Annotated in this window: 19 protein-coding genes; 12 read left to right on the top strand and 7 right to left on the bottom strand. The window is 62.7% G+C overall.

What is annotated here, in order from left to right:
* Positions 1 to 135: 135 nt before the first annotated feature.
* The 5 genes from VOI27_RS22605 to VOI27_RS22585 form a co-directional block, all read right to left on the bottom strand.
* Positions 136 to 414 (bottom strand): hypothetical protein, encoded by a 279-nt coding sequence (locus VOI27_RS22605; protein ID WP_323768840.1) that lies wholly within the window; start codon positions 412 to 414, stop codon positions 136 to 138.
* A gap of 109 nt (positions 415 to 523) precedes the next feature.
* Positions 524 to 1597, bottom strand: a complete 1074-nt coding sequence (locus VOI27_RS22600) for a sn-glycerol-3-phosphate ABC transporter ATP-binding protein UgpC (RefSeq protein WP_323768838.1) — start codon at positions 1595 to 1597, stop codon at positions 524 to 526.
* 45 nt (positions 1598 to 1642) lie between these two features.
* Positions 1643 to 2620: a hydroxyacid dehydrogenase gene (locus VOI27_RS22595; RefSeq protein WP_323768836.1), complete on the bottom strand. Its 978-nt coding sequence runs from the start codon at positions 2618 to 2620 to the stop codon at positions 1643 to 1645.
* 80 nt (positions 2621 to 2700) lie between these two features.
* Positions 2701 to 3438 (bottom strand): SDR family oxidoreductase, encoded by a 738-nt coding sequence (locus VOI27_RS22590; protein WP_323768834.1) that lies wholly within the window; start codon positions 3436 to 3438, stop codon positions 2701 to 2703.
* Positions 3439 to 3443: 5 nt separating this feature from the next.
* Entirely contained in the window at positions 3444 to 4490 is a 1047-nt protein-coding gene (locus VOI27_RS22585; RefSeq protein WP_211569040.1) for a LacI family DNA-binding transcriptional regulator, read from the bottom strand.
* A 453-nt stretch (positions 4491 to 4943) separates the two neighbouring features.
* Between VOI27_RS22585 and VOI27_RS22580 the strand changes: the two genes are divergently transcribed.
* From VOI27_RS22580 to VOI27_RS22550, 7 genes are all read left to right on the top strand, one after another.
* Positions 4944 to 6248, top strand: coding sequence for an ABC transporter substrate-binding protein (locus VOI27_RS22580; RefSeq protein WP_074840438.1), 1305 nt, complete (start codon positions 4944 to 4946; stop codon positions 6246 to 6248).
* A 99-nt stretch (positions 6249 to 6347) separates the two neighbouring features.
* Entirely contained in the window at positions 6348 to 7250 is a 903-nt protein-coding gene (locus VOI27_RS22575) for a sugar ABC transporter permease (protein ID WP_323768832.1), read from the top strand.
* Between the two features lie 5 nt (positions 7251 to 7255).
* Positions 7256 to 8143, top strand: a complete 888-nt coding sequence (locus tag VOI27_RS22570) for a carbohydrate ABC transporter permease (protein ID WP_323768830.1) — start codon at positions 7256 to 7258, stop codon at positions 8141 to 8143.
* Positions 8144 to 8191: 48 nt separating this feature from the next.
* On the top strand, positions 8192 to 9016 hold the full coding sequence (locus VOI27_RS22565) for a sugar phosphate isomerase/epimerase family protein (RefSeq protein WP_323768828.1): 825 nt from the start codon (positions 8192 to 8194) through the stop codon (positions 9014 to 9016).
* 57 nt (positions 9017 to 9073) lie between these two features.
* Positions 9074 to 10309: a D-mannonate dehydratase ManD gene (manD, locus tag VOI27_RS22560; protein ID WP_323768826.1), complete on the top strand. Its 1236-nt coding sequence runs from the start codon at positions 9074 to 9076 to the stop codon at positions 10307 to 10309.
* Positions 10310 to 10337: 28 nt separating this feature from the next.
* Complete coding sequence (locus VOI27_RS22555; RefSeq protein WP_323768824.1) at positions 10338 to 11333, top strand: aldo/keto reductase; 996 nt, start codon at positions 10338 to 10340, stop codon at positions 11331 to 11333.
* A 142-nt stretch (positions 11334 to 11475) separates the two neighbouring features.
* Complete coding sequence (locus VOI27_RS22550; protein ID WP_323768822.1) at positions 11476 to 12600, top strand: Gfo/Idh/MocA family oxidoreductase; 1125 nt, start codon at positions 11476 to 11478, stop codon at positions 12598 to 12600.
* A gap of 191 nt (positions 12601 to 12791) precedes the next feature.
* Here VOI27_RS22550 and map read toward each other — a convergent pair whose 3' ends face one another.
* Positions 12792 to 13646, bottom strand: coding sequence for a type I methionyl aminopeptidase (map, locus tag VOI27_RS22545; protein WP_323768820.1), 855 nt, complete (start codon positions 13644 to 13646; stop codon positions 12792 to 12794).
* Between the two features lie 104 nt (positions 13647 to 13750).
* Between map and VOI27_RS22540 the strand changes: the two genes are divergently transcribed.
* The 5 genes from VOI27_RS22540 (at position 13751) to VOI27_RS22520 (ending at position 18826) form a co-directional block, all read left to right on the top strand.
* Complete coding sequence (locus VOI27_RS22540; protein ID WP_323768818.1) at positions 13751 to 13957, top strand: ParD-like family protein; 207 nt, start codon at positions 13751 to 13753, stop codon at positions 13955 to 13957.
* Positions 13958 to 14464: 507 nt separating this feature from the next.
* Positions 14465 to 16594, top strand: coding sequence for an efflux RND transporter permease subunit (locus tag VOI27_RS22535; RefSeq protein WP_323768816.1), 2130 nt, complete (start codon positions 14465 to 14467; stop codon positions 16592 to 16594).
* A complete protein-coding gene (locus VOI27_RS22530; protein ID WP_323768814.1) occupies positions 16591 to 17127 on the top strand; it encodes a hypothetical protein in 537 nt (178 codons plus the stop codon). Before VOI27_RS22535 ends, VOI27_RS22530 begins: the two co-directional genes overlap by 4 nt.
* Positions 17124 to 18056, top strand: a complete 933-nt coding sequence (locus VOI27_RS22525) for a carotenoid biosynthesis protein (RefSeq protein ID WP_323768812.1) — start codon at positions 17124 to 17126, stop codon at positions 18054 to 18056. Before VOI27_RS22530 ends, VOI27_RS22525 begins: the two co-directional genes overlap by 4 nt.
* Positions 18053 to 18826 (top strand): hypothetical protein, encoded by a 774-nt coding sequence (locus VOI27_RS22520; RefSeq protein ID WP_323768810.1) that lies wholly within the window; start codon positions 18053 to 18055, stop codon positions 18824 to 18826. The genes VOI27_RS22525 and VOI27_RS22520 overlap by 4 nt, the downstream gene beginning before the upstream one ends.
* 389 nt (positions 18827 to 19215) lie before the next feature.
* On the opposite strand, the gene VOI27_RS22515 is transcribed toward VOI27_RS22520, so the two are convergent.
* Positions 19216 to 19448, bottom strand: a 233-nt coding sequence (locus VOI27_RS22515; RefSeq protein ID WP_323768808.1) for an integrase core domain-containing protein, incomplete at its 5' end; no start/stop codon positions are given.

The following is a 19448-nucleotide window of genomic DNA, read 5'->3' as shown; positions in this document are numbered from 1 at the left end:
CCGTGGCACACACACTCAACAGCAGACCCCGCAAAACGCTTGGCTGGAGAACGCCTGCAGAGGCATTGGACGACGTCCTGCGGTGAGATATAAACCAACCGTTGCGACGACCAGTTGAATCCGCCCAGATGGTGATCAGCGATGCACACGAAGGCCTGCGCCCGGCCCGACAGGGCGGGGCGCGAATGGCGTGACATTGGTCGGGGCGGCGGGTTGCGCGTAGCTGGCCTTGATCGTCACTCGAAATACCCGAACGGTTGCGATCACGAGGCTGAAGCTCAGGAGATCCGCGCCGGTCGCGAGGATCGCGGTCATCGAGACATCGCCGGCAATCACCGCCCAGAGGCCGACCAGTGATCCGGCGAGGGCGAGCGGCAACAGGCCGGTCCAAAGCGACAGCAGGATCGAGCCCAAAACCTCGGTCCTCAACCAGCTGTCATGGGGCGATCGGATGCTGCTGTAGTCAATCGCACAGATCAACGAGCCAGGCGAACCCCTCTATCCGCCGCCGTTTTCTGCCGCACTACCTGCGGCTCCCGGTTGCCTTGTCGAAGAAATGGACCTTCGCCGGGTCGATCGACACGGTGAGCTTCTGCCCCACTTCGATGTCGACACCTCCGTCAAGCACCGCGGTCGCCGGTTTCCCGCCCAACTCAAAGGTGATGTGGGTTTGCGCGCCCGTTGGCTCCACCAGGGTGGTCGATCCGGACAACGGCACACCGGAGGCATCAGCCGTGAAATGCTCCGGCCGCAGGCCGACGACGACCTTGTCGTGTTCGACGATATTCGGATGGTTGCTGGTGACGGGAACCATTTGCCCACCGGCCAGTTCCGCCGCCAGCCCGGTGTCGGTCTTCACGATGGTTGCGTCGATCAGGTTCATCGACGGGGTGCCGATGAAAGCTGCCACGAACAGGTTGTCGGGCTTGTTGTAGAGGTCGATCGGACGCCCGACCTGCTCGATATTGCCGCCGTTGAGGATCACCACCCGGTCTGCCAGCGTCATCGCCTCGATCTGGTCGTGGGTGACGTAGATCGAGGTCGTCTTCACCCGCTGGTGCAGCGTCTTGATCTCCGACCGCATCTGGACGCGCAGTTTGGCGTCGAGGTTCGACAGCGGCTCGTCAAAGAGGAAGGCCGCCGGATCGCGCACGATGGCGCGGCCCATCGCCACGCGCTGGCGCTGGCCTCCCGACAGCTGCCCGGGCTTGCGATCAAGCAGCTTGTCGAGTTCCAGCAGCTTGGCGACCTCCGAGACCTTCACGTCGATGTCACCGCGTTTCATCCCTGAGAGCTTCAGGTTGAACCCCATGTTCTTGGCCACGCTCATGTGCGGGTAGAGCGCATAGTTCTGGAACACCATGGCGATATTGCGTTCGCGCGGGTTGAGGTGATTGACAACATTGCCGTCGATCCTGACCTCGCCGCCCGAGGCGGGCTCGAGCCCCGAGATGATCCGCAGCAGGGTCGACTTGCCGCAGCCCGACGGACCGACAAGCGCCACGAATTCGCCGTCCTCGATCTGCAGGTCGACGCCGTGGATCACCTCGACCGCGCCGAAGTTCTTCTTGAGACCGGTGATTTCTACCGAGGCCATGTTACTCCCCTTTCCCTGTGACTGTTTTCGCCGGACGCCGTCGCCTCACGCGAGCGCGGCCGCCTTTTCGCGACGAATTTCCTGGTTCAGCGGCTCGCCGGCGAAGAATCGGCGCACCTCTTCGACTGCCGAAAGCCCCTGTCGGACATAGCTTTCGCGGGTGTGGCCGGCGCAATGCGGCGAGAGATACACATTCGGCATCTGCCGCAGCGGATCATCGTCAGGCAATGGTTCGACTTCGAAGGTGTCGATGGCCGCAAAGATCCGCCCCTCTTGCAGTTCCTCGACCAGCGCGCCCGTCTCCAAAAGCCCGGCCCGGGCGGTGTTGACCAGCAGGCTACCGTCGACCATCGCTTGCAGATGGCTGCGCGTGATCATGCCTTCGGTGGCGGGCAGGTTCGCGGCGTGCAGGCTGACCACCGGGCAGCTGGCGAACAGCGTGTCGAGGTCCATGAGCGTCACGCCCAGCCGCTCGGCCTCTTCCGTGCTGATGAACGGATCATAGACCGCCACCTTGCAGCCAAACGGGCGCAACCGGTCGAGCACGAGGCGTCCGACATAGCCCAGCCCGACCAGCCCGACGGTCTGTGCCGCAAGAAGTTGACCCAGATAGCCCTTGCGCATCTCGGCCCAGCCCATCGTGCCGCGCAACCCGGCATCCTGCCGGGTGTGCAGACGCAGATGGGCAAGGATCTGCGCCAAGGTGAACTCGGCCACGGCCAGGGCGATTTCCGGCGCCGAATGGCTGACCCGGATATGGCCGTCGATCAGCGCCTTCTCCACGTCTAGAAGTTTCACCGATCCGGCAGCATGCGAGACAAACTCTATGTTCCCCTCCGGCGCAAGCAGATGCGACAGCTTCGGGCTGAGCCATCCGGTGAGGACTGCCGTCACATCCTGCAGGGCAGAGGAAAACGCTCCGGAACCGAGGTCTTCGTCGCTGACGAAAACCGGTTGCGCGAAGGCGCTCAGCGCATCCTCGACCTGCCGGGGAAAGATCCGCGAACGGACTTCTTCGGGCATCAGGACAGCGACCCTCGGGCGGGAACCGGACTCCGGTTTGACCTGTTTGTTCATCTCTATGTCACCTGTTGTCATTGGATTCACCGTTTCGCCGGCTGAATCATCAGTTCCGAGACATGTGCCCGCTCGGGCAGGCACATCACGAACATGCAGGCCTCGGCGATGTCTTCGGGTTGAAGCGCTTTTGCCCGCATCTCCTCGGTCGGGGGCGTCGGCCGTTTTTCCAGCAGCGGCGTCTCGGTCATGCCCGGAAGGATCACCGTGGCCCGGATGCCGTGCTGCCATTCCTCCTCCATGATCGCATGGGTCATCGCCATGACGCCCGCCTTGGTAGCTTGGTAGGCGGCGCCCGAGGGGTCGGGCTTGCGCGCCGCGGTCGAGGAGATGTTGATCAACAGCCCTCCGCCGCGCGCGCGGAACACCGGCACCATGACCTTCGCGAGGTTGAAGGCGGCATTGAGGTTGGTGGCGATCATCGACGCCCAGCTGTCGGCGGTCAGATTGACGAAGGCCCGGTCGACGATATTGACGCCGACCGAATTGACCAGCGTGTCGATGTCGCGCAGCGCCGCCGCGTGTCCCTGCAGCGCCTCGGAGAGCGCAGGCGCATCGGCCGCGTCCGCCTGGATACCGAGCACGCTGCCGGCACCAAGGTCCGACGCCTCGTGCACGACCTCGTCCAGCCGCACCCGGTCCCTGCCAAGAAGCACGAGGCCGGCCCCGGCCCGCGCGGCGTCTCTGGCGGTGGCGCGGCCCATGCCGCTGGTGGCTCCTGCGATCAGGATGTTGCGGCCCGTCAGGCCCTTGTCAGGCGTCATTTCAATCAATCCTTTTCCTGAGCGTTTGGCGCCGGCGGTGCGGCGGTGGAGCTGCGCACAATCAGCTCGGGGCGCAGCACGACATGCGCATCGTCGGTGGTCTCGGTTCCCTCCAGGGTGGCGATCAGCTTTTTGACGATGAGCTCGGCCATCTGCTCGACCGGTTGGCGGATCGTGGTCAGAGGCGGCTCCATCACCTTGGCCATGATGATATCGTCGAAGCCGACGACCGACAGGTCCTCTGGCACCCGAAAACCAAGCTCGCGCGCCCCCGAGCAGGCGCCGATGGCATACATGTCGTTGACGGTGAACACCGCGGTGGGCGGGTCGTCCAGAGTCAGCAATTCGCGAATGCCCGTGCGGCCAAGCTCGGCGGCCTGGCTGTCGCCGAAGCCTGTCGCATTGGTCGCCAGCCAGACCAGATCGGGATCCGGGGTCAGGCCTGCCTTTTCCAACTCCTGCCGCATGCCCTCCAGCCGGGCGGTCCGGCTCGAGGTGCCGATGGGGCCGGAGATGAAGCCGATCCGCCTGTGCCCCAGACCGATCAGATGACGCGTCGCGAGCCGCGCGCCAAGTGACTGATCAACGCTCACCGAACAGGTCACCACACCTTCGGCGCCCTGGGTCGTCCGGTCGAAGGCGCCGATGTGCATGCCGTTCCTCGCGTGCTCTCTCAGGTGATCGAAAGACACCGGCGACGACCCGAGGATGGTGCCGCGGATCGACGAGGCATAGAGCGACGAGAAATAGGTCGCCTCCAGCTCCGGTTCCCGCTCGGCATTGCAGATCAGCACCTGATAGCCACGTTTGAGCGCCGCTTTCTCGATCAGCTGAGATGCGTTGCCCCAGAACGGATTGGCGACCGATGGCACCACCAGCCCGAGGGTCTTGATCTGCCCGGATTTCAGCTGCCGCGCGACCGCGTTGGGGGTGTAGCTGAGGTCGTCGATCGCCTCCTGCACCCGTCGCAGGGTGCGCGCGCCCATCTTGGCATGACGCCCGTTGATGACATTCGAGACTGTGCTGACCGAAACACCGGCCCTCTTCGCCACATCCTTTATCCCTGCCATCGTCCATTCCCACGCTTTTCATACCGGGTCGCGCCCCATCGGGCGCAGCTGCGTTCCGCGCCTCGAGTCAGTTGGTAATACGTTACATACAATACGCCGCACTGAAACTGAGACGCCAGAAAAAATTCTCAAGTAGAAAATTTTTTAGGCACTGCGGCGGAAAAAATGGTTGGCGGGTCCTTGGTCAGTCTCAATGACAAAGGTGATCAAAAACCCTTAATATACCAGTATTCTCAACGTCATGATCGCCGCCGCGCCCGACCCCGACAGCCAATTGCAACCGCTTTGGGGGCACCTCATGCGCCGCAATCTACCAGCCAGTAATTTTATTCGACATCGGTGTAACGTTTTACTATCGTCACCTCGTGGGCCGCCTCGAATCGCCAAGATCGAAGCGTCGGCCGCACGATCTGATCGGTATCTTGGGAGGAAGACATGACCGCATCGCAATCACGCAGAAGTTTCCTGAAGACCGGCTCGGCCGCCATCGGCGGCTTTGCCATGACCGTCGTCGCCGGCGGCGCGCTGGCACAGGGCAAGACCAAAATCCGCTTCAGCGGCTTCGTCGAATCCGAAGAGCAACTCGCCACCACGCTCAAGGTGCTCAAGGCCTATGAGGCCAAGAACCCGAACGTCGAGATCATCCCCGAGTTCTCGAGCTACCGCGCTTTCACCGACAAGCTCGCCACCGAGGCCGCCGGCGGCAACGCGCCCGACATGTTCAGCGTCAACGTCGACCTGCTGGCCGAATACGCCGCGCGCGGCGTGCTGACGCCTCTGACCAAGTGGATCCCCGATCCGCTGGACGTGTCGAACTATCAGGAGGGCAGCGTCTTCTCCTGCACCTACGATGGCGAAATGTACGCCATGCCCAATGACGCCATCGCCACCGCGATCTTCTTCAATCCGGCGAAGTTCGAAGAGGTCGGCGTTGCCGTTCCCGACCAGTTCTACACTTGGGAGAAGCTGCACGAGACCGCCGTGGCGCTCGGCAAGGAGCACGGCCGTGGCTTCTGGGGCATTGAAGACGGCGGCGGCAACAACCTGGCCTGCGACATCTTCCTGCGGGTCGGCGGCAAGGCGCTGTTCACGCCCGAGCACACCATCGGCTTCAACGGCGAGGACATGGCCAAGTGGTTCCAGTACTGGGAAGACATGCGCCAGGCCGGCGGCGCCCCGCCCGCCGACGTTCAGGCCCAGGCCGGCGACAACTCGGCCTCGCTGGGCATCGTGCGCGGACGCTCGGCCATGCTGGTGCAGACCACCGACAGCTTCATCGGCATCGGCGCGCTGATGGATGGCCCGCTCGAGCTGATGATGCTGCCCAACGGCTTCGAAGGCGGTGAGATGAAGCAGCACCACTATGATTACGCCGGCAACTCGACAGGCATCTGGACCAAGGCCGAGAACAAGGACCTTTGCGTCGACATCATCCGCTTCATGCACTTCGATCCCGAAGGCGTCGATCTCTACTACACCGGCAGCGGCATGATCCCGGCCTCGACCGCAGGGCTCGAGAAGTTCGGCTCGACCGGTACGGAAAACGAGAAGAAGATCGTCGCGTATCTGCGGATGCTGCGCGAAGAGCCCGCGCCTTCGCGGCGTCCCGGCGTCGGTGGTCTTGGCGGCATCTTCCGTCGCCACAACGAAGCCGTGGCCTTCGGCGACATGACCCCGCTCGAGGCCGGTAATTCGCTGACCGCCGAGATCGACGGCAAGCTGAAAGCGCTCAAGTCGTAAATCCTCCCGGTCGGGGCGGGCGTCACAGCCTGCCCCGCCACACCGACGCCGCGCAGCGCGCGGTGGGCACCCTTTGGCTCAAGAAAAGGCATGGCCCCCATGAGCAAGACACAGAACCTTTCGAAGAAACAGAATGGCGTGGCCTTCCTGTTCCTGTCGCCGTGGATCGTCGGCTTCCTCGTGCTGACACTGGGGCCGATGCTGGGCTCATTGTACCTGTCGTTCACCGATTACGACCTGTTCAACGCGCCGACCTGGGCAGGGCTGGAGAACTACGCCCGGCTGGGAGACGATCCGCGCTATCTCGCCTCGCTCAAGGTGACACTGTACTACGTGCTGTTCTCGGTGCCGCTGAAACTCGGCTTCGCGCTGTTTATCGCGCTGATCCTCAATCGCGGGCTGCGTGGCCTGGGGTTCTACCGGTCGGTCTTCTACCTGCCTTCGCTTCTGGGCGGCAGCGTCGCGGTCGCGCTGATGTGGCGGCAAATCTTCTCCTATGACGGTATCATCAACCAGTTTCTCTGGGGCTGGTTCGGCTATGATGCCCCGTCGTGGATCACCAACCCCGACTATGCGCTCGGCACGCTGGTGCTGCTGGCGGCCTGGCAGTTCGGCGCGCCGATGGTGATCTTCCTCGCCGGCCTCAAGCAGATCCCGCAGGACATGTACGATGCCGCCGCGATCGACGGCGCCCGCCCGGTGCAGCAGTTCTTCTACGTCACCGTGCCGCTGCTGACGCCGATCATCTTCTTCAACTTCGTGATGCAGACCATCGGCGCGTTCCAGGCCTTCACGCCCTCCTACATCATCTCGGACGGCACCGGCGGCCCGGCGGATTCCACGCTGTTCTATACGCTCTATCTCTACGAGCAGGCCTTCACCAACTTCGAGATGGGCTATGCCTCGGCCATCGCCTGGGTGCTGGTGGCGATCATCGGCCTGGCCACCACGGTGTCCTTCCTGAGCGCGAAATACTGGGTCCACTACGGGGACGAGGGGTAACCGACATGACCATCGCAGAGACGCACCAGATGACCTCCGACATCAACCAGACCACCGCGAGGTCCAAGGCACGGTCCAAGCTGATCACGCATGGCTTCCTGATCCTGTTCGCGCTGGTCATGCTCTATCCGCTGGTCTGGCTGGCGGTGAGTTCGCTGAAGCCGTCGAACATCATCTTCTCGGACACCAGCATCATTCCCCGGCACTTCGAATGGCAGAACTACGCCCACGGCTGGGCCGGGGTGGCCGCGCCCTTCAAGGTGTTCTTCGCCAACAGCTTTGTCATCGCCACCATCGCGGTGATCGGCAACGTGCTGTCGTGCTCCTTCGTGGCTTATGCCTTTGCTCGGCTCGACTTCAGCTTCAAGGCGCCGCTGTTCGCGCTGATGATGATGACGATCATGCTGCCGATGCATGCCTCGCTGATCCCGCAGTACATCCTGTTCAACCACCTGGGCTGGATCAACACCATCCTGCCGATTGTCACGCCCAAGTTCCTGGCGGTCGAGGCCTTCTTCGTCTTTCTGATGATCCAGTTCATCCGCGGCATCCCGCGCGAACTGGACGAGGCGGCGGCGATCGACGGGGCGGGGCCGATCCGGATCTACTTCTCGATCATCCTGCCGCTGCTGACGCCGGCGCTGGTGACCACGGCGGTCTTCACCTTCCTGTGGACCTACGAAGACTTCCTGACGCCGCTGATCTACCTGACGTCGATCGAGAACTATACGGTGCCACAGGGCCTCCGCCTGCTGCAGGCCTCGCGCGGGGCCAGCACCTGGGGCGCGATGCTTGCCATGTCGCTGCTGTCACTGGTGCCGATGTTCATCGTGTTCTTCATCTTCCAGCGCAAGCTGATCGACGGCATCGCAACCACGGGGCTGAAGGGCTGAGGCCCTTCCCCTTCTCCCCCCCTCTGTATTCAAAGGACGTGTGACCCGATGGCGAAACCGCTGATCACCGTATTCACCAAACCCTGGACCGATCCGCTGCCCGAACTGGCAGACAAGCTGGCCGGGATGGGCTTCGAGGGCGTCGAACTGGCGGTGCGCCCGGGCTACCAGGTCGTGCCGGAAAACGTCGCCACCGATCTGCCCAAGGCGGTCCGGCTGCTCGAGGATCACGGGCTGAAGACCCCCAGCATCGCCGGCGAGATCGACGAGGCCACCATCGCGGCCTGCGGCGCGGCCGGTGTCGGCATCATCCGCATCTGCGCGCCCATCGACATGGACAAGGGCTACCGCGCCTCGGTCGACGACTACCGCCGCCGCTTCGATGCGCTGCTGCCGGCGCTGGAGCGCAACAACGTCGCCATCGGCGTGCAGAACCACTACGGCACCATGATCGGCAGCGCCGTCGGACTGGCGCATCTGCTGGACGGCTACGACCCGAAACAGGTCTGCGCCGTGCTCGACATGGGCCATTGCGCCGTCGACGGCGAGCCGGTGGCGATGGCGGTGGATATCGCGCGGCCGCACATGAACGGGCTGGTCAACTTCAAGAGCGCCTGCCACCTGCGCGCCAACGGCCCCGAGCTCGAGGCCGAGTACCAGGTGCATTGGACGACCCATGACCACGGCGGCTACAACTGGCGCGCGCTGGTCACGGAACTGCACCGCACCGGGGTCGCGGGCACCTTCTGCATGCCTGCCGAATATAGCCAGCAGGCCGGCAAACACGGGCAACGGATGGGCGACGACGTGCTGCCCTTCCTCGTTAAGGACCTTGCCCACCTCAAGGCGCTGATCGCCGAGATCTACGCCTGACCCCATGATTACAAGAACGAGACGGCCGTGGCACCCGCGCGGCCAAGGAAATGCGCCATGAGCAAGACACAAGACCTGACCATCACCGACGTCCGGGTGATCGTCTCGAGCCCCGGCCGCAATTTCGTGACCGTGAAGATCGTCACCGAAAGCGGCCTCTACGGCATCGGCGATGCCACCGTGAACGGCCGCGAACAGGCCGTTGCCACCTACCTGCGCGAACACGTTGCCCCCTGCCTGATCGGCCGCAACGCGCATCAGATCGAGGATATCTGGCAGTACCTCTACAAGGGCGTCTACTGGCGCAAGGGGCCGATCAACATGGCCGCCATCGCCGGGGTCGACGTGGCGCTGTGGGATATCAAGGGCAAGGCCGCCGGCCTGCCGGTCTATGAGCTGCTCGGCGGCAAGAGCCGCAAGGCCGTGACCACCTATGCCCATGCCACCGGCGAGACGGTCGCGGATACGCTCGACAAGGCCGAGGCGCTGATCGCGCAGGGGTTCACGGCCGTCCGTCTGCAGACGGCGGTGCCCGGGCTCGACGCCAGCTATGGCGTGCTGCGCGGCCAGAAGGACTATTTCGAACAGCAATCAAGCCGCCCCTTGCCCCCGGAAGAGCCCTGGTCGACGCGCAAGTACATGAACTCGATCGAGGCGCTGTTTCGCGAGGCCCGCGCCCGCCTGGGCGACGAGGTCGCGCTTTGCCATGACGTGCACAGCCGCCTGACCCCGATCGAAGCGGCGCGGCTCGGCAAGATGCTCGAGCCCTACGACCTGCTGTTCCTCGAGGACGCGGTCGCCGCCGAGAACCAGGACAGCTACCGGGTGATCCGCGACCACACCACCACAGCGCTGGCCATCGGCGAGATCTACAACACCATCTGGGACTGCAAGGAGATGATTCAGAACCAGTGGATTGACTATATTCGCTGCGCCACCACCCACGCCGGCGGCATCACCGCGATGCGCCGCATCGCCGATTTCGCCGCGCTATTTCACGTCCGCATCGCGCCGCATGGCGCGCCGGATCTCTCGCCAGCATGCTACGCCGCACAGGCGCATCTGGGCATCTGGGCCCCCAATTTCGGCATCCAGGAATTCGTCGGATTCGGCTCGGAGGCCTCGGCCGAGGTCTTCTCGCACGACCTGACGCTCGAAAACGGCATGATCCATGTCGGCGACAGCCCCGGCCTCGGGGTCGACTTCGACGAAGAGGCCGCCGCCAGACACCCCTACAAGCGCTCCTACCTGCCGGTCAGCCGGCTGGAAGACGGCACGCTGTGGAGCTGGTGAACCCAAACCCAAAAGGAGGACTCTCAGAATGAAAGACCTGACCGTGACACAACGCTTCGGCAAGACCGACCTCGTAACCACTCCCCTCGTCTATGGCTGCATGGGGGGCGCCGGCGCCTTTGGCGCGCAGGAGGAATCCGACTCGATCGAGGCCCTGCGCGCCGCCTTCGACGTCGGCATCAACTTCTTCGACACCGCCGAGGCGTATGGCGCCGGCTATTCCGAACAGTTGCTGAACAAGGCCCTCGGCGACAAGCGGGACGAGATCGTGATCTCGTCGAAGGTCGGCCGCGAGAACCTGGCCCCCGAGAAGGTGATCGAGGCCTGCGACCGCAGCCTCCAGAACCTCGGGACCGACTACATCGACCTCTACATGTTGCACTGGCCCAACCGCGACGTGCCGCTGGCTGACAGCATCGGCGCATTGAAGAAACTGAAGGAGGCGGGCAAGATCCGCTGGTACGGCGTCTCGAACTTCGGCAGCCAAGACATCGACGCAGCCACGGACCTGGGCGAGATCTCCGTCAATCAGCTGCCCTACCACCTGTTCTTCCGCGCCATCGAGTTCGAGGTGCAGCCCAAGTGCGAGGCGGCCGATGTGCCGATCATGTGCTATTCCTCGCTGATGCAGGGGCTCCTGGCCGGCAAGTACAAGTCGCTTGACGACTTCCCCGTCGACCGCGCCCGCACCCGGATGTTCGACCACCGCAAATGGGCCGAGGCGGTTCACAACGAAGAAGGCGCCGAGGAGGCCGGGCAAGAGCTGCTCGACGTGCTCTGGACGCTGGTCGGCGAGACCGGCCTTTCGATGGAAGAACTCGCCATCGGCTGGCTCAAGTCCCGCCCCGCGGTCGGCGGCGTGATCGTCGGCACCCGGAACGGCGCTCAAAGCCGGGGGCTGAAGAAATTGCTGGACGTCCAGCTCGACGCGTCGGTGCTCAAGCGCCTCTCTGATGCGTCCGAGCGTCTCAAGCAGGAGCTCGGCAGCGACATCGACATGTGGGGCAAAGGCCGGACCCGCTGATCTCGCCGGTTGCGGCTTCGATGGTGTCAGCGAGGTCATGACCGCCGCCTTACGAGCGTCAGCCTGCAGGCTGGCCACCACCGGCGCAGGGCGATGTTGCTCCGCGCCGGGCGCCAATCTTTCCCATCAGACGTAGGATCCCATGTTGAAAGTCCTGATTTCCGGAACCGGCTTTGCCGGGCAAGGTCACGCCGATGCCTTCCGCGGTGCGGGGGCCGAAGTGGTCGGCATCGTCGGCCGCACCCCGCATGTGGTCAAGGAGGTGGCCGAGAAAATGGGCATTCCCTATGCCGGCACCGACTGGCAGCAGGCGCTGGACGACTGCAAGCCGGATATTGTGTCGATCGCCACGCCGGGTGGCGCGCATTACGAGCCGATCAAGCAGGCCATCGCCGCCGGCTGTCACGTGTTCTGCGACAAGCCGATGACCGACCGCGCCGATACGGCGGTCGAACTGAATGAACTGGCCGAGGCAAAGGGCGTGAAGACCGCCTATGCCGCGAGCTTTCGCTATGCGCCGGGGGTGCTGCATGCCAAGCGGCTGGTGGCCGAGGGGGCCATTGGTGAGCCGACCGAGATCGAATGCATCTCGCATTTCAACCTCGAGCGGGACATCCCTTTCGGCTGGTCACATCGCAAGGAGGACGGCGGCGGCCGGCTCAACAACAATTTCACGCATACCCTGTCGATTGCCTGCACGCTGGTGGGCGAGACGATCCTGAACGTCGCAGGCGAGGTGCGCGACGACCTCGGGCGCGCGCCGATCGTCGAGGGCGTGCACAACTTCGCCACGCGGCGAAGCTTCATTCCGAAGGATCTGGACGATCCCTCGCTCAAGTGGGGCGAGAGCAATGTCGAATGGTCCTACACCGTGATGGCCCAGCTCGAGAGCCCGATGGCCGCCAAGCCGGTTTCGGTGCTGTTCAAGCACGGCGGTCTGGTGCCGCGGTTCCACGAGGATCACATCGTGGTCTACGGCACCGAGGGCGCGATCTACATCAAGGGGCATTACGGCAGCGGCGCACTCTATCTCAACGATGGCCAGGAGTGGCGTGAGCAGGCCCTGCCGGCCGATATCGAGGCCCAGGTTCCGGACGTGAAAGGCGAGACCGAGCAGTGCTGGCACTACCTCGCGCGGCTCTTCGTGAAGGACATCGCCGGCGAGAGTGTCGAGCCTTACCCGACCTTCCGGGAAGGCAGCCAGTATCAACAGATCATCGAGATCATCCGGAAGAACGGCAACTGGACCGACGTTAGCGGCTTGTGACACGCCGCTGCGCACTCGGACACCGCGCGGTGTGGCGGTAGGGCCCGGCTCACCGCGCGCGGCATATAGGCTGGCTGGCAGGGCTGCGACCGGTGGACGTCATTGGAGTCTCATGACGCGCCGCCATGGCAGGCAAATGTGCGCTCAGAGCCCCGGATTGGACCGAGTGCCGCAGTAGCGTCGAAGGTCCGCTATGCAGGCACGGTTTGAAGCGTGACCCCGGGCGCATGACGTCCCGTGGGCGAGAGGGTGAAGATCTCGAAACCGTCCGATGTCACGCCGATCGAGTGCTCGAACTGCGCCGAAAGGGACTTGTCCCGCGTCACTGCTGTCCAGTCGTCTGCAAGCATCTTCACGTCGGCGCGTCCCAGGTTGATCATCGGCTCGACGGTGAAGATCATGCCCTCCCGCAGTTCCGGGCCTGAGCCTGCTTGACCGAAATTCAGGATGTTTGGCGAATCGTGAAAGACCTGGCCTATGCCGTGACCGCAGAAGTCTCGGACCACGGAACAGCGTTCGGAATGTGCATATGTCTGAATCGCGTGACCGATATCCCCCAAGCGCGCACCCGGTCGCACAGCCGAGATCCCGCGCATCATCGCCTCATGCGCGATCTGGATAAGGCGCTCAGCTGCGCGTTTCGGTGTCCCGGCCACATACATCCGACTTGAATCGCCATACCACCCGTTATGGATCAGCGTGACGTCGACATTGACGATATCGCCGTCACGCAACTTCTTCTCGTTCGGGAAGCCATGACACACCACATGGTTGACCGAGGTGCAGCAGGCGTATTGATAGCCCTGATAGCCCAGTGTCGCGGGCGCTGCCTCATGGGCAGCCGCGAAGTCGCGAACGAAGGCATCGATCTGCGCCAGGGCGGTGCCGTCGCGAACAAGATCGGACACGCCGTCCAGACATTTTGCGGTCAAGGTGCCCGCGCGGCGCATCCCCTCGAACGCATCCGGCCCGTAGAGCTTGATTGCTTCAGTTCGGCGGGCCGGATGCGCCTTTGGTGCGACGGGCACGTTGATATAGCTGTCCATCATGCGTCCTCTGCGTTGTGGCAACCGGATCGGATTGACCGTGGCCGGAACATGGGTATATACGATTCGTATATGTTCTATATATCCGAACAGGAGATGCGTCGATGGGCATCGTGAAAATTGGGGACGACCTGCATGAGGAGTTGCGCAAGTCCAGTTCGGTCATGTGCCGTTCGATCAACGCGCAGGCCGAATTCTGGATGAAGGTGGGCATGCTTGCCGAAGCGAACCCGACCTTGCCCTTCACGGAAATCATGGCGCGACAACTCAAGAACGCCAATGTGCAGGTGCCGGAGATCGAAGCGGCCTGACACTTGCGGCTTTCGCAACGCGCATTCGGCTTTGGCTATTGCGCTCGTCGGCATCACAGCGCCGAACGGCGGTAAAGTCCGCACAGCCGACCGACACGGTTTGCGAACACCCCCAAAATTTAAGCCGGGCTGGACTGGAGACTGTCCTTGGGTTGGAGAAATTTTTCGCTGCCAAGCGACCCGCGCGAGCCTTGCTGCGCGTCGCGAAGGGGTCACTCAGCCTGCGCTACCGGCGTGAGTGTCCGAGATCTGCGTAGCTAGGGGACGCCTAAGGCTGGGGGCGGAATAGTACGCCAAGGGTTCGGTGGCGCAGTTTTCGCCACCTGTACTCGCCCGTGAGCCGGGTATGCGCCCATCCGGTGTTGCAATAGACAACGATTGCGGAGCACGGAACCGCTGGTTGTGTACGAGCGGGAGAGAGTTGCCTTCTCAGGCCGAGTATCAGACGCTCTGTGAAACATGCAGCTGCGCGTAGATCATCTGAATTGCATCCGTTGGGCTGGGCTCATGTTGGCCTGGATCGTTCTTCTTGCGATCGATGGCTTGGCGTTTCAAGGCCTGAAGCGGCTTGAATTCGGGCATGGCCTCGATCGCGTATTTCAAAGCGATGCAGACCGGTACTCGGATTATGCGGCCCTTGCCGAAGATTTCGGCGATACTGACGAATTGCTGATCCGTGTCGCGACCCAGGACCTTGCTTCACCCGGCGCTAGGGTCGCGGTGGAACAGTTCCTGATCGAATTGCAACTGGCCGAACCGGCCTGGACGGTACTGTCGCCTTTCTCGTTCGCTGTTCCTGACACGCAGGGCGGAACTGTGACCCTCGCTTCGGTCGAGGGACCAGCCGATGTGGCGTGGGCTCGCGCGCTGACCGCTCAGCCCTTGCTGGCACGTTTTGTGAGAGCCGACCGCAAGGCAGCGTTGATCACTGTTCTTGGAGTGCGCGGGGCCGGGGAGATCGATGCCATCCGGCACCTTGCCGAACAGTATTTGACCGCATCGGAGCTCTCCTTTGGCCTCAGCGGCCTGCAGGTCATCCTTGAGCGTTCCCGTGTTCTGCTGATGCAGGACTTCCTGTTTCTAAACGTCACTGGCGCCGTCCTAGGCACAATCGTGGCGGTCTTTGCGATGAACAGCGTCTGGCTCGCCCTGATCACGCTGCTTTCCGCCGGAACGGCTGTGCTGTGGGCCATGGGGGCGCTGGGGTGGATGGGGATCGAGATAAACGTGATTTCGATCGCGTTGCCGGTGCTGGTTCTGGCTTTGGCGTTTTCGGATGCTGTGCATATCGGACTGGAGCAGCGTACACTCACGCTCAGTAGAGTGCGAAGTCCGGTGTGGTCCGCCCTTCGGCGGATCGGACCGGCGGCCGTGCTGACGTCTCTGACGACGGCCATTGCCTTTGTGTCTCTCAGCGTATCGGGATCTCCTTTGCTGGCCGATGTCGGCAAGGGTGGGGCGCTGGCCGTAATCGCGGCCGCGCTGGGTGTGCTTGCAGCCCATGGGCTGGTTGGCACGACCCTTTTGAGATTTGTTGCTCCTGAGCGGGTTTATCCGCCGCAACGAACTGTTACCCCGAGGCTGTTCAACTGGCAGTTTCTACCGATTGCCGGACTGTCGGCTCCACGCGCAGTTTCGACCATTGCGATTTGCACCGCAGTGCTGGCGTCCGGATTGTATTTTATGGCGGCGCCGCGCTTTTCGTTGAACGAAAACCTGCGGCAATCCGATTCCGTTCTCACGACCCTGAAGCAGATCGAGGCTGATTTCGGGGCGACGGCAGTGATACAGATTCCCGTGCATGTCGGGCGCGATAGTCCAGTCGTCACAGCGCGGGCCACGCTAGCCGCGCTGCCGAAGCCCCAAGCGGAAAACGCGGTTTCGGTGGCCGCGTTTGCGGACGCCGCGGCCGCGTCGGGGATGTCGATTGATCAAGCCATCGGCGTCTTGAGTCCTCAGATGCGGGAAGTTCTGACCGGGGCACGATCTGGTCGTATGCTGGTGTCGATCCCTTTCGACTATGGGGGTGCGGAGGAAACCCGCGCGCTGGTCTCGGCCATCGAGGGGCAGCTTGTCGAAACGTTGCCGCCTGACCTCAGGGACCGCGTCGGACGCGCAACCGGACCGCATGTAATGTCGGCCTTTGTCAGCGAAACGATGATCCGGTCATTGAGCCTGAGCCTGCTGCTCGCAATCGCGACCTCGGGTCTGATCATCGCCGTCTGGCTGCGCAGCGTAAGGCTGGGCCTTGTGGCGCTTGTGCCAAACGTGCTGCCGGTGGCCATCGCGGGCGCGGCTCTGGGTTTGAGCGGACACGGCGTGACGTTTGCGGCGGGGATATCCCTTACTCTGGCATTCGGGATTTCGGTTGACGACACGATCCACGTCTTGAACCGGCTGAGACTGGCGTCACGCGAGCCGCAATCGCCCGGTGACAGCATCGAAACGGCTATGCAGCATGTGACGCCTGCGCTGGTTGTCACGACCATTGTCCTGTCGGCAGGGCTTTGCGGCACACTTGCCGCAACGCTTCCAACTGTGGCACAATTTGGAATGCTCGCGATATTCGCTCTATTTCTCGCGCTTGTTTCGGACCTGCTGGTCTTGCCGGCGATGCTGCGGAGATTTGCCCCATGATGCTGCCAGGCTTTCGCCGGGTCAGTATCGCGATGCTGTTACTCAGTGTCCTTGCCGCCGTTCCAGCGTGGGCCGTGTCACTTACCGATGGGTTGGCGGGAGCTTGGACCGGCACGGGTGCTGTCGCAACGCGATACGAGGGCACGCCTCAAAACGGCCGATGCAAGGTTGAGGTCAAGCAAAGCCCGGATAAGGCGGTTCTGGATATTGAGGGGCTCTGCGCAGTCCCCTCCGGCCGGTCGGAATTTGCCCTTCGTGCCGTCCTCGATAGTGACAGTCAGGTTCGCGCCGCGGTACGTGCCAATGGGTTGGCGGAAACGATCCAGTATGCCGGGACTGTAACGCCAATGCGCATGGAGCTTGTGTCACGCGCTCCTGTTACGCTTCACGCCGCGGAGTTTCAGTCACGGTTTCGGATCGAGGTGCTGGCTGATGGTCAATTCTGGATTTTACACTGGTTGCAGCCCGGTGACACGGCAAGCGCACGGCAGACGCTTGCCATCAAGTTCCGCAGAATTCCGGGGCAACCATGACGCGCAGGACAGGGCTGCGCCGACGTACGGCCTGGCTGCTGTCGCTCACCATCCTGGCCTGGGTTGGGAACGCCCTCTACGCCACCGGCGCGCCCGGCGGACTGGTGAAATTGCTGTCGCCGGCCGTCGTTGCCTCGGCGTTGCTGGCATATGTCGTCCGGCACGGTGTGTTGCGCTACGGCGCGCCGATGATGCTTCGTTTTGTGGTTACCGTATTTTCGGTCGGCTGGTTGTTCGAATCCCTCAGCGTTCTCACCGGCTTTCCCTTTGGCCGCTATCACTACACCGACCTGATGGCGCCATTCATCGGGCATGTGCCGATTTTCGTTCTGCCGGCCTATCTTGTAATGGGCTACGCTTCGTGGTCGCTGGCGACCTTGCTGCTGGACGGGCGGACAGTGGAACTGACGTCCAAGACAGCCAGTCGAGCTCCGTTTCTTGCAGCATTCCTGATGGTGTTGTGGGACCTGTCAATGGACCCGCTGCGCGCGACTGTCGAAGGCCGCTGGGTCTGGATTGATGGCGGGCCGCACCACGGGGTACCAATGACGAACTACGCTGGTTGGTTCCTGGTCACCTGGGTGATGTTTCAATGCTTTGCGCTGCAGCTCCGGCGACGGACGAGCCCGAGCATGCATGGGCTGTCGCAGGACAGAGCCTATTGGCTGTCGATCCCGATCGCCTATGCGGCGTTTGCCGGTGAATACTTGCTAAATCCCTTCACCGGATACGGCCAGTCACAGGCCGCATTCGGCGGGTCCGGAGAACCTGCTCAGGAGATCTTCGTTGCGGTCGCCTGGATTGCGTTGTGCACCCTCATTCCGGCTATGGCGTTCGGTCTGGCTTCGGCGGTGCGTACAGAAGGCAAGACACGAGGCGGGTCTGTATTCGTGTCCGATCTCCGTGCCCAGCGGAAGACCAATCGATGAGTGTCTCCCACGCCAGAAACGGGGATTTGAACCACTGGCGGGCCAAGGCCGAAGGCATCGAACGAGAATTATACGCGATCACCGAGGCGTTGATTGCGGCAGGCCCTTCTCACCCGCACCATATTCACCACCTGTTTGCCGAGTTGTATCTATCCACGACGCGCTGCTGGCTTGCACGCTTGTCTCGAAGAGATGACAGCGAGTATGCCTATCGGGTGATTTGCCATTTCCTACAGCTCTACCGTGACCAGGTGCTTGAGCGAATGGATCACCCTCTGGAAAATATCGCAGCGCATTGGCACAGGTACCACCAGATGGCCAGGCGCCAGACCATTCAGTCGCCGATCTCGGCGCATCTGGTCCTGATCTCGGTGGGAGCCCGGGCCCATACGCACGGCGATCTGGGACGCGCGATGTGCATGGCCGAAGAGGATCTGGGACACCCGAGAGAGGCTTGCTCGGCACTGCAGGCTGACCGCAAGAAAATTTTTGGCCAGATTTCCGACGAAGCGTTTTATCACGCGGCGCTGGACTATGTGACACTACACCGCGCACGCCAAACCGGCTGGCGCAGCTGGATCCTTGGGCTATATCGAATGGGGCTATTCGTCTTGAAGCCAGTGTGGTTGCCCGTATTCCAGCGGTGGCGTCGTACCGGGTATGCTGAAGCGGTGGCTGCTCTTGATGCTCAGCGCACCGTCCCCAGTGAATTAAGCGAAGCGCCTTCACCATGTCATCCTTCGGGGCTGCATCGGACACATCGAGGATGAAGAAGTCCGGTTCGGATGGCGATCGGGCAGCAAGTTTCCCATGCGGTCAAGTGCACAAGGCCGCAAGGCAGATACGTTCAAGCCGGGCTGGACTGGAGACTGTCCTTGGGGTGGAGCAATTTCCGCTCCCAAGCGACCCGCGCGAGCCTTGCTGCGCGTCGCGAAGGGGCCACTCAGCCTGCGCTACCGGCAGAGTTGGGCAGGGAGAGAGCATTCCTGTACGCCTGAACAGCCTGTCCCGAAGGCTTGCCGCTGACGCCGGTCCGAGACGTTTCGACCATGTTCCTTGGATCAGGCTGGAATGCCGGCATGACGATCTGTGTTGTGAGAGGTGGTCCTGAATTTTCGACCAGTTTGCCGCCGGACTAAGCTATAGCATTGGTTTCATTTCAGGCGGCGGCTTTCATGCTCGGGGCCCGACTATCATATGCCTCGCGCGGCGTCAGCAGCCCGTGGGATGAGTGCGGGCGTTTTTCGTTGTAGTAGGTGATCCAAGCGCCGATCCCCTCGCGGGCTTCAGAGCCGGTCTCGAAGGCGTTCAGGTAGACGCACTCGTATTTCAGGGATCGCCAGAAGCGCTCGATCATCCGATTATCGATCCAGCGCCCGCGGCCGTCCATCG

Source organism: Marinovum sp., assembly GCF_034669705.1.
Classification (GTDB): Bacteria; Pseudomonadota; Alphaproteobacteria; order Rhodobacterales; family Rhodobacteraceae; genus Marinovum.
This window is presented reverse-complemented; position numbering and strand designations above follow the sequence as displayed.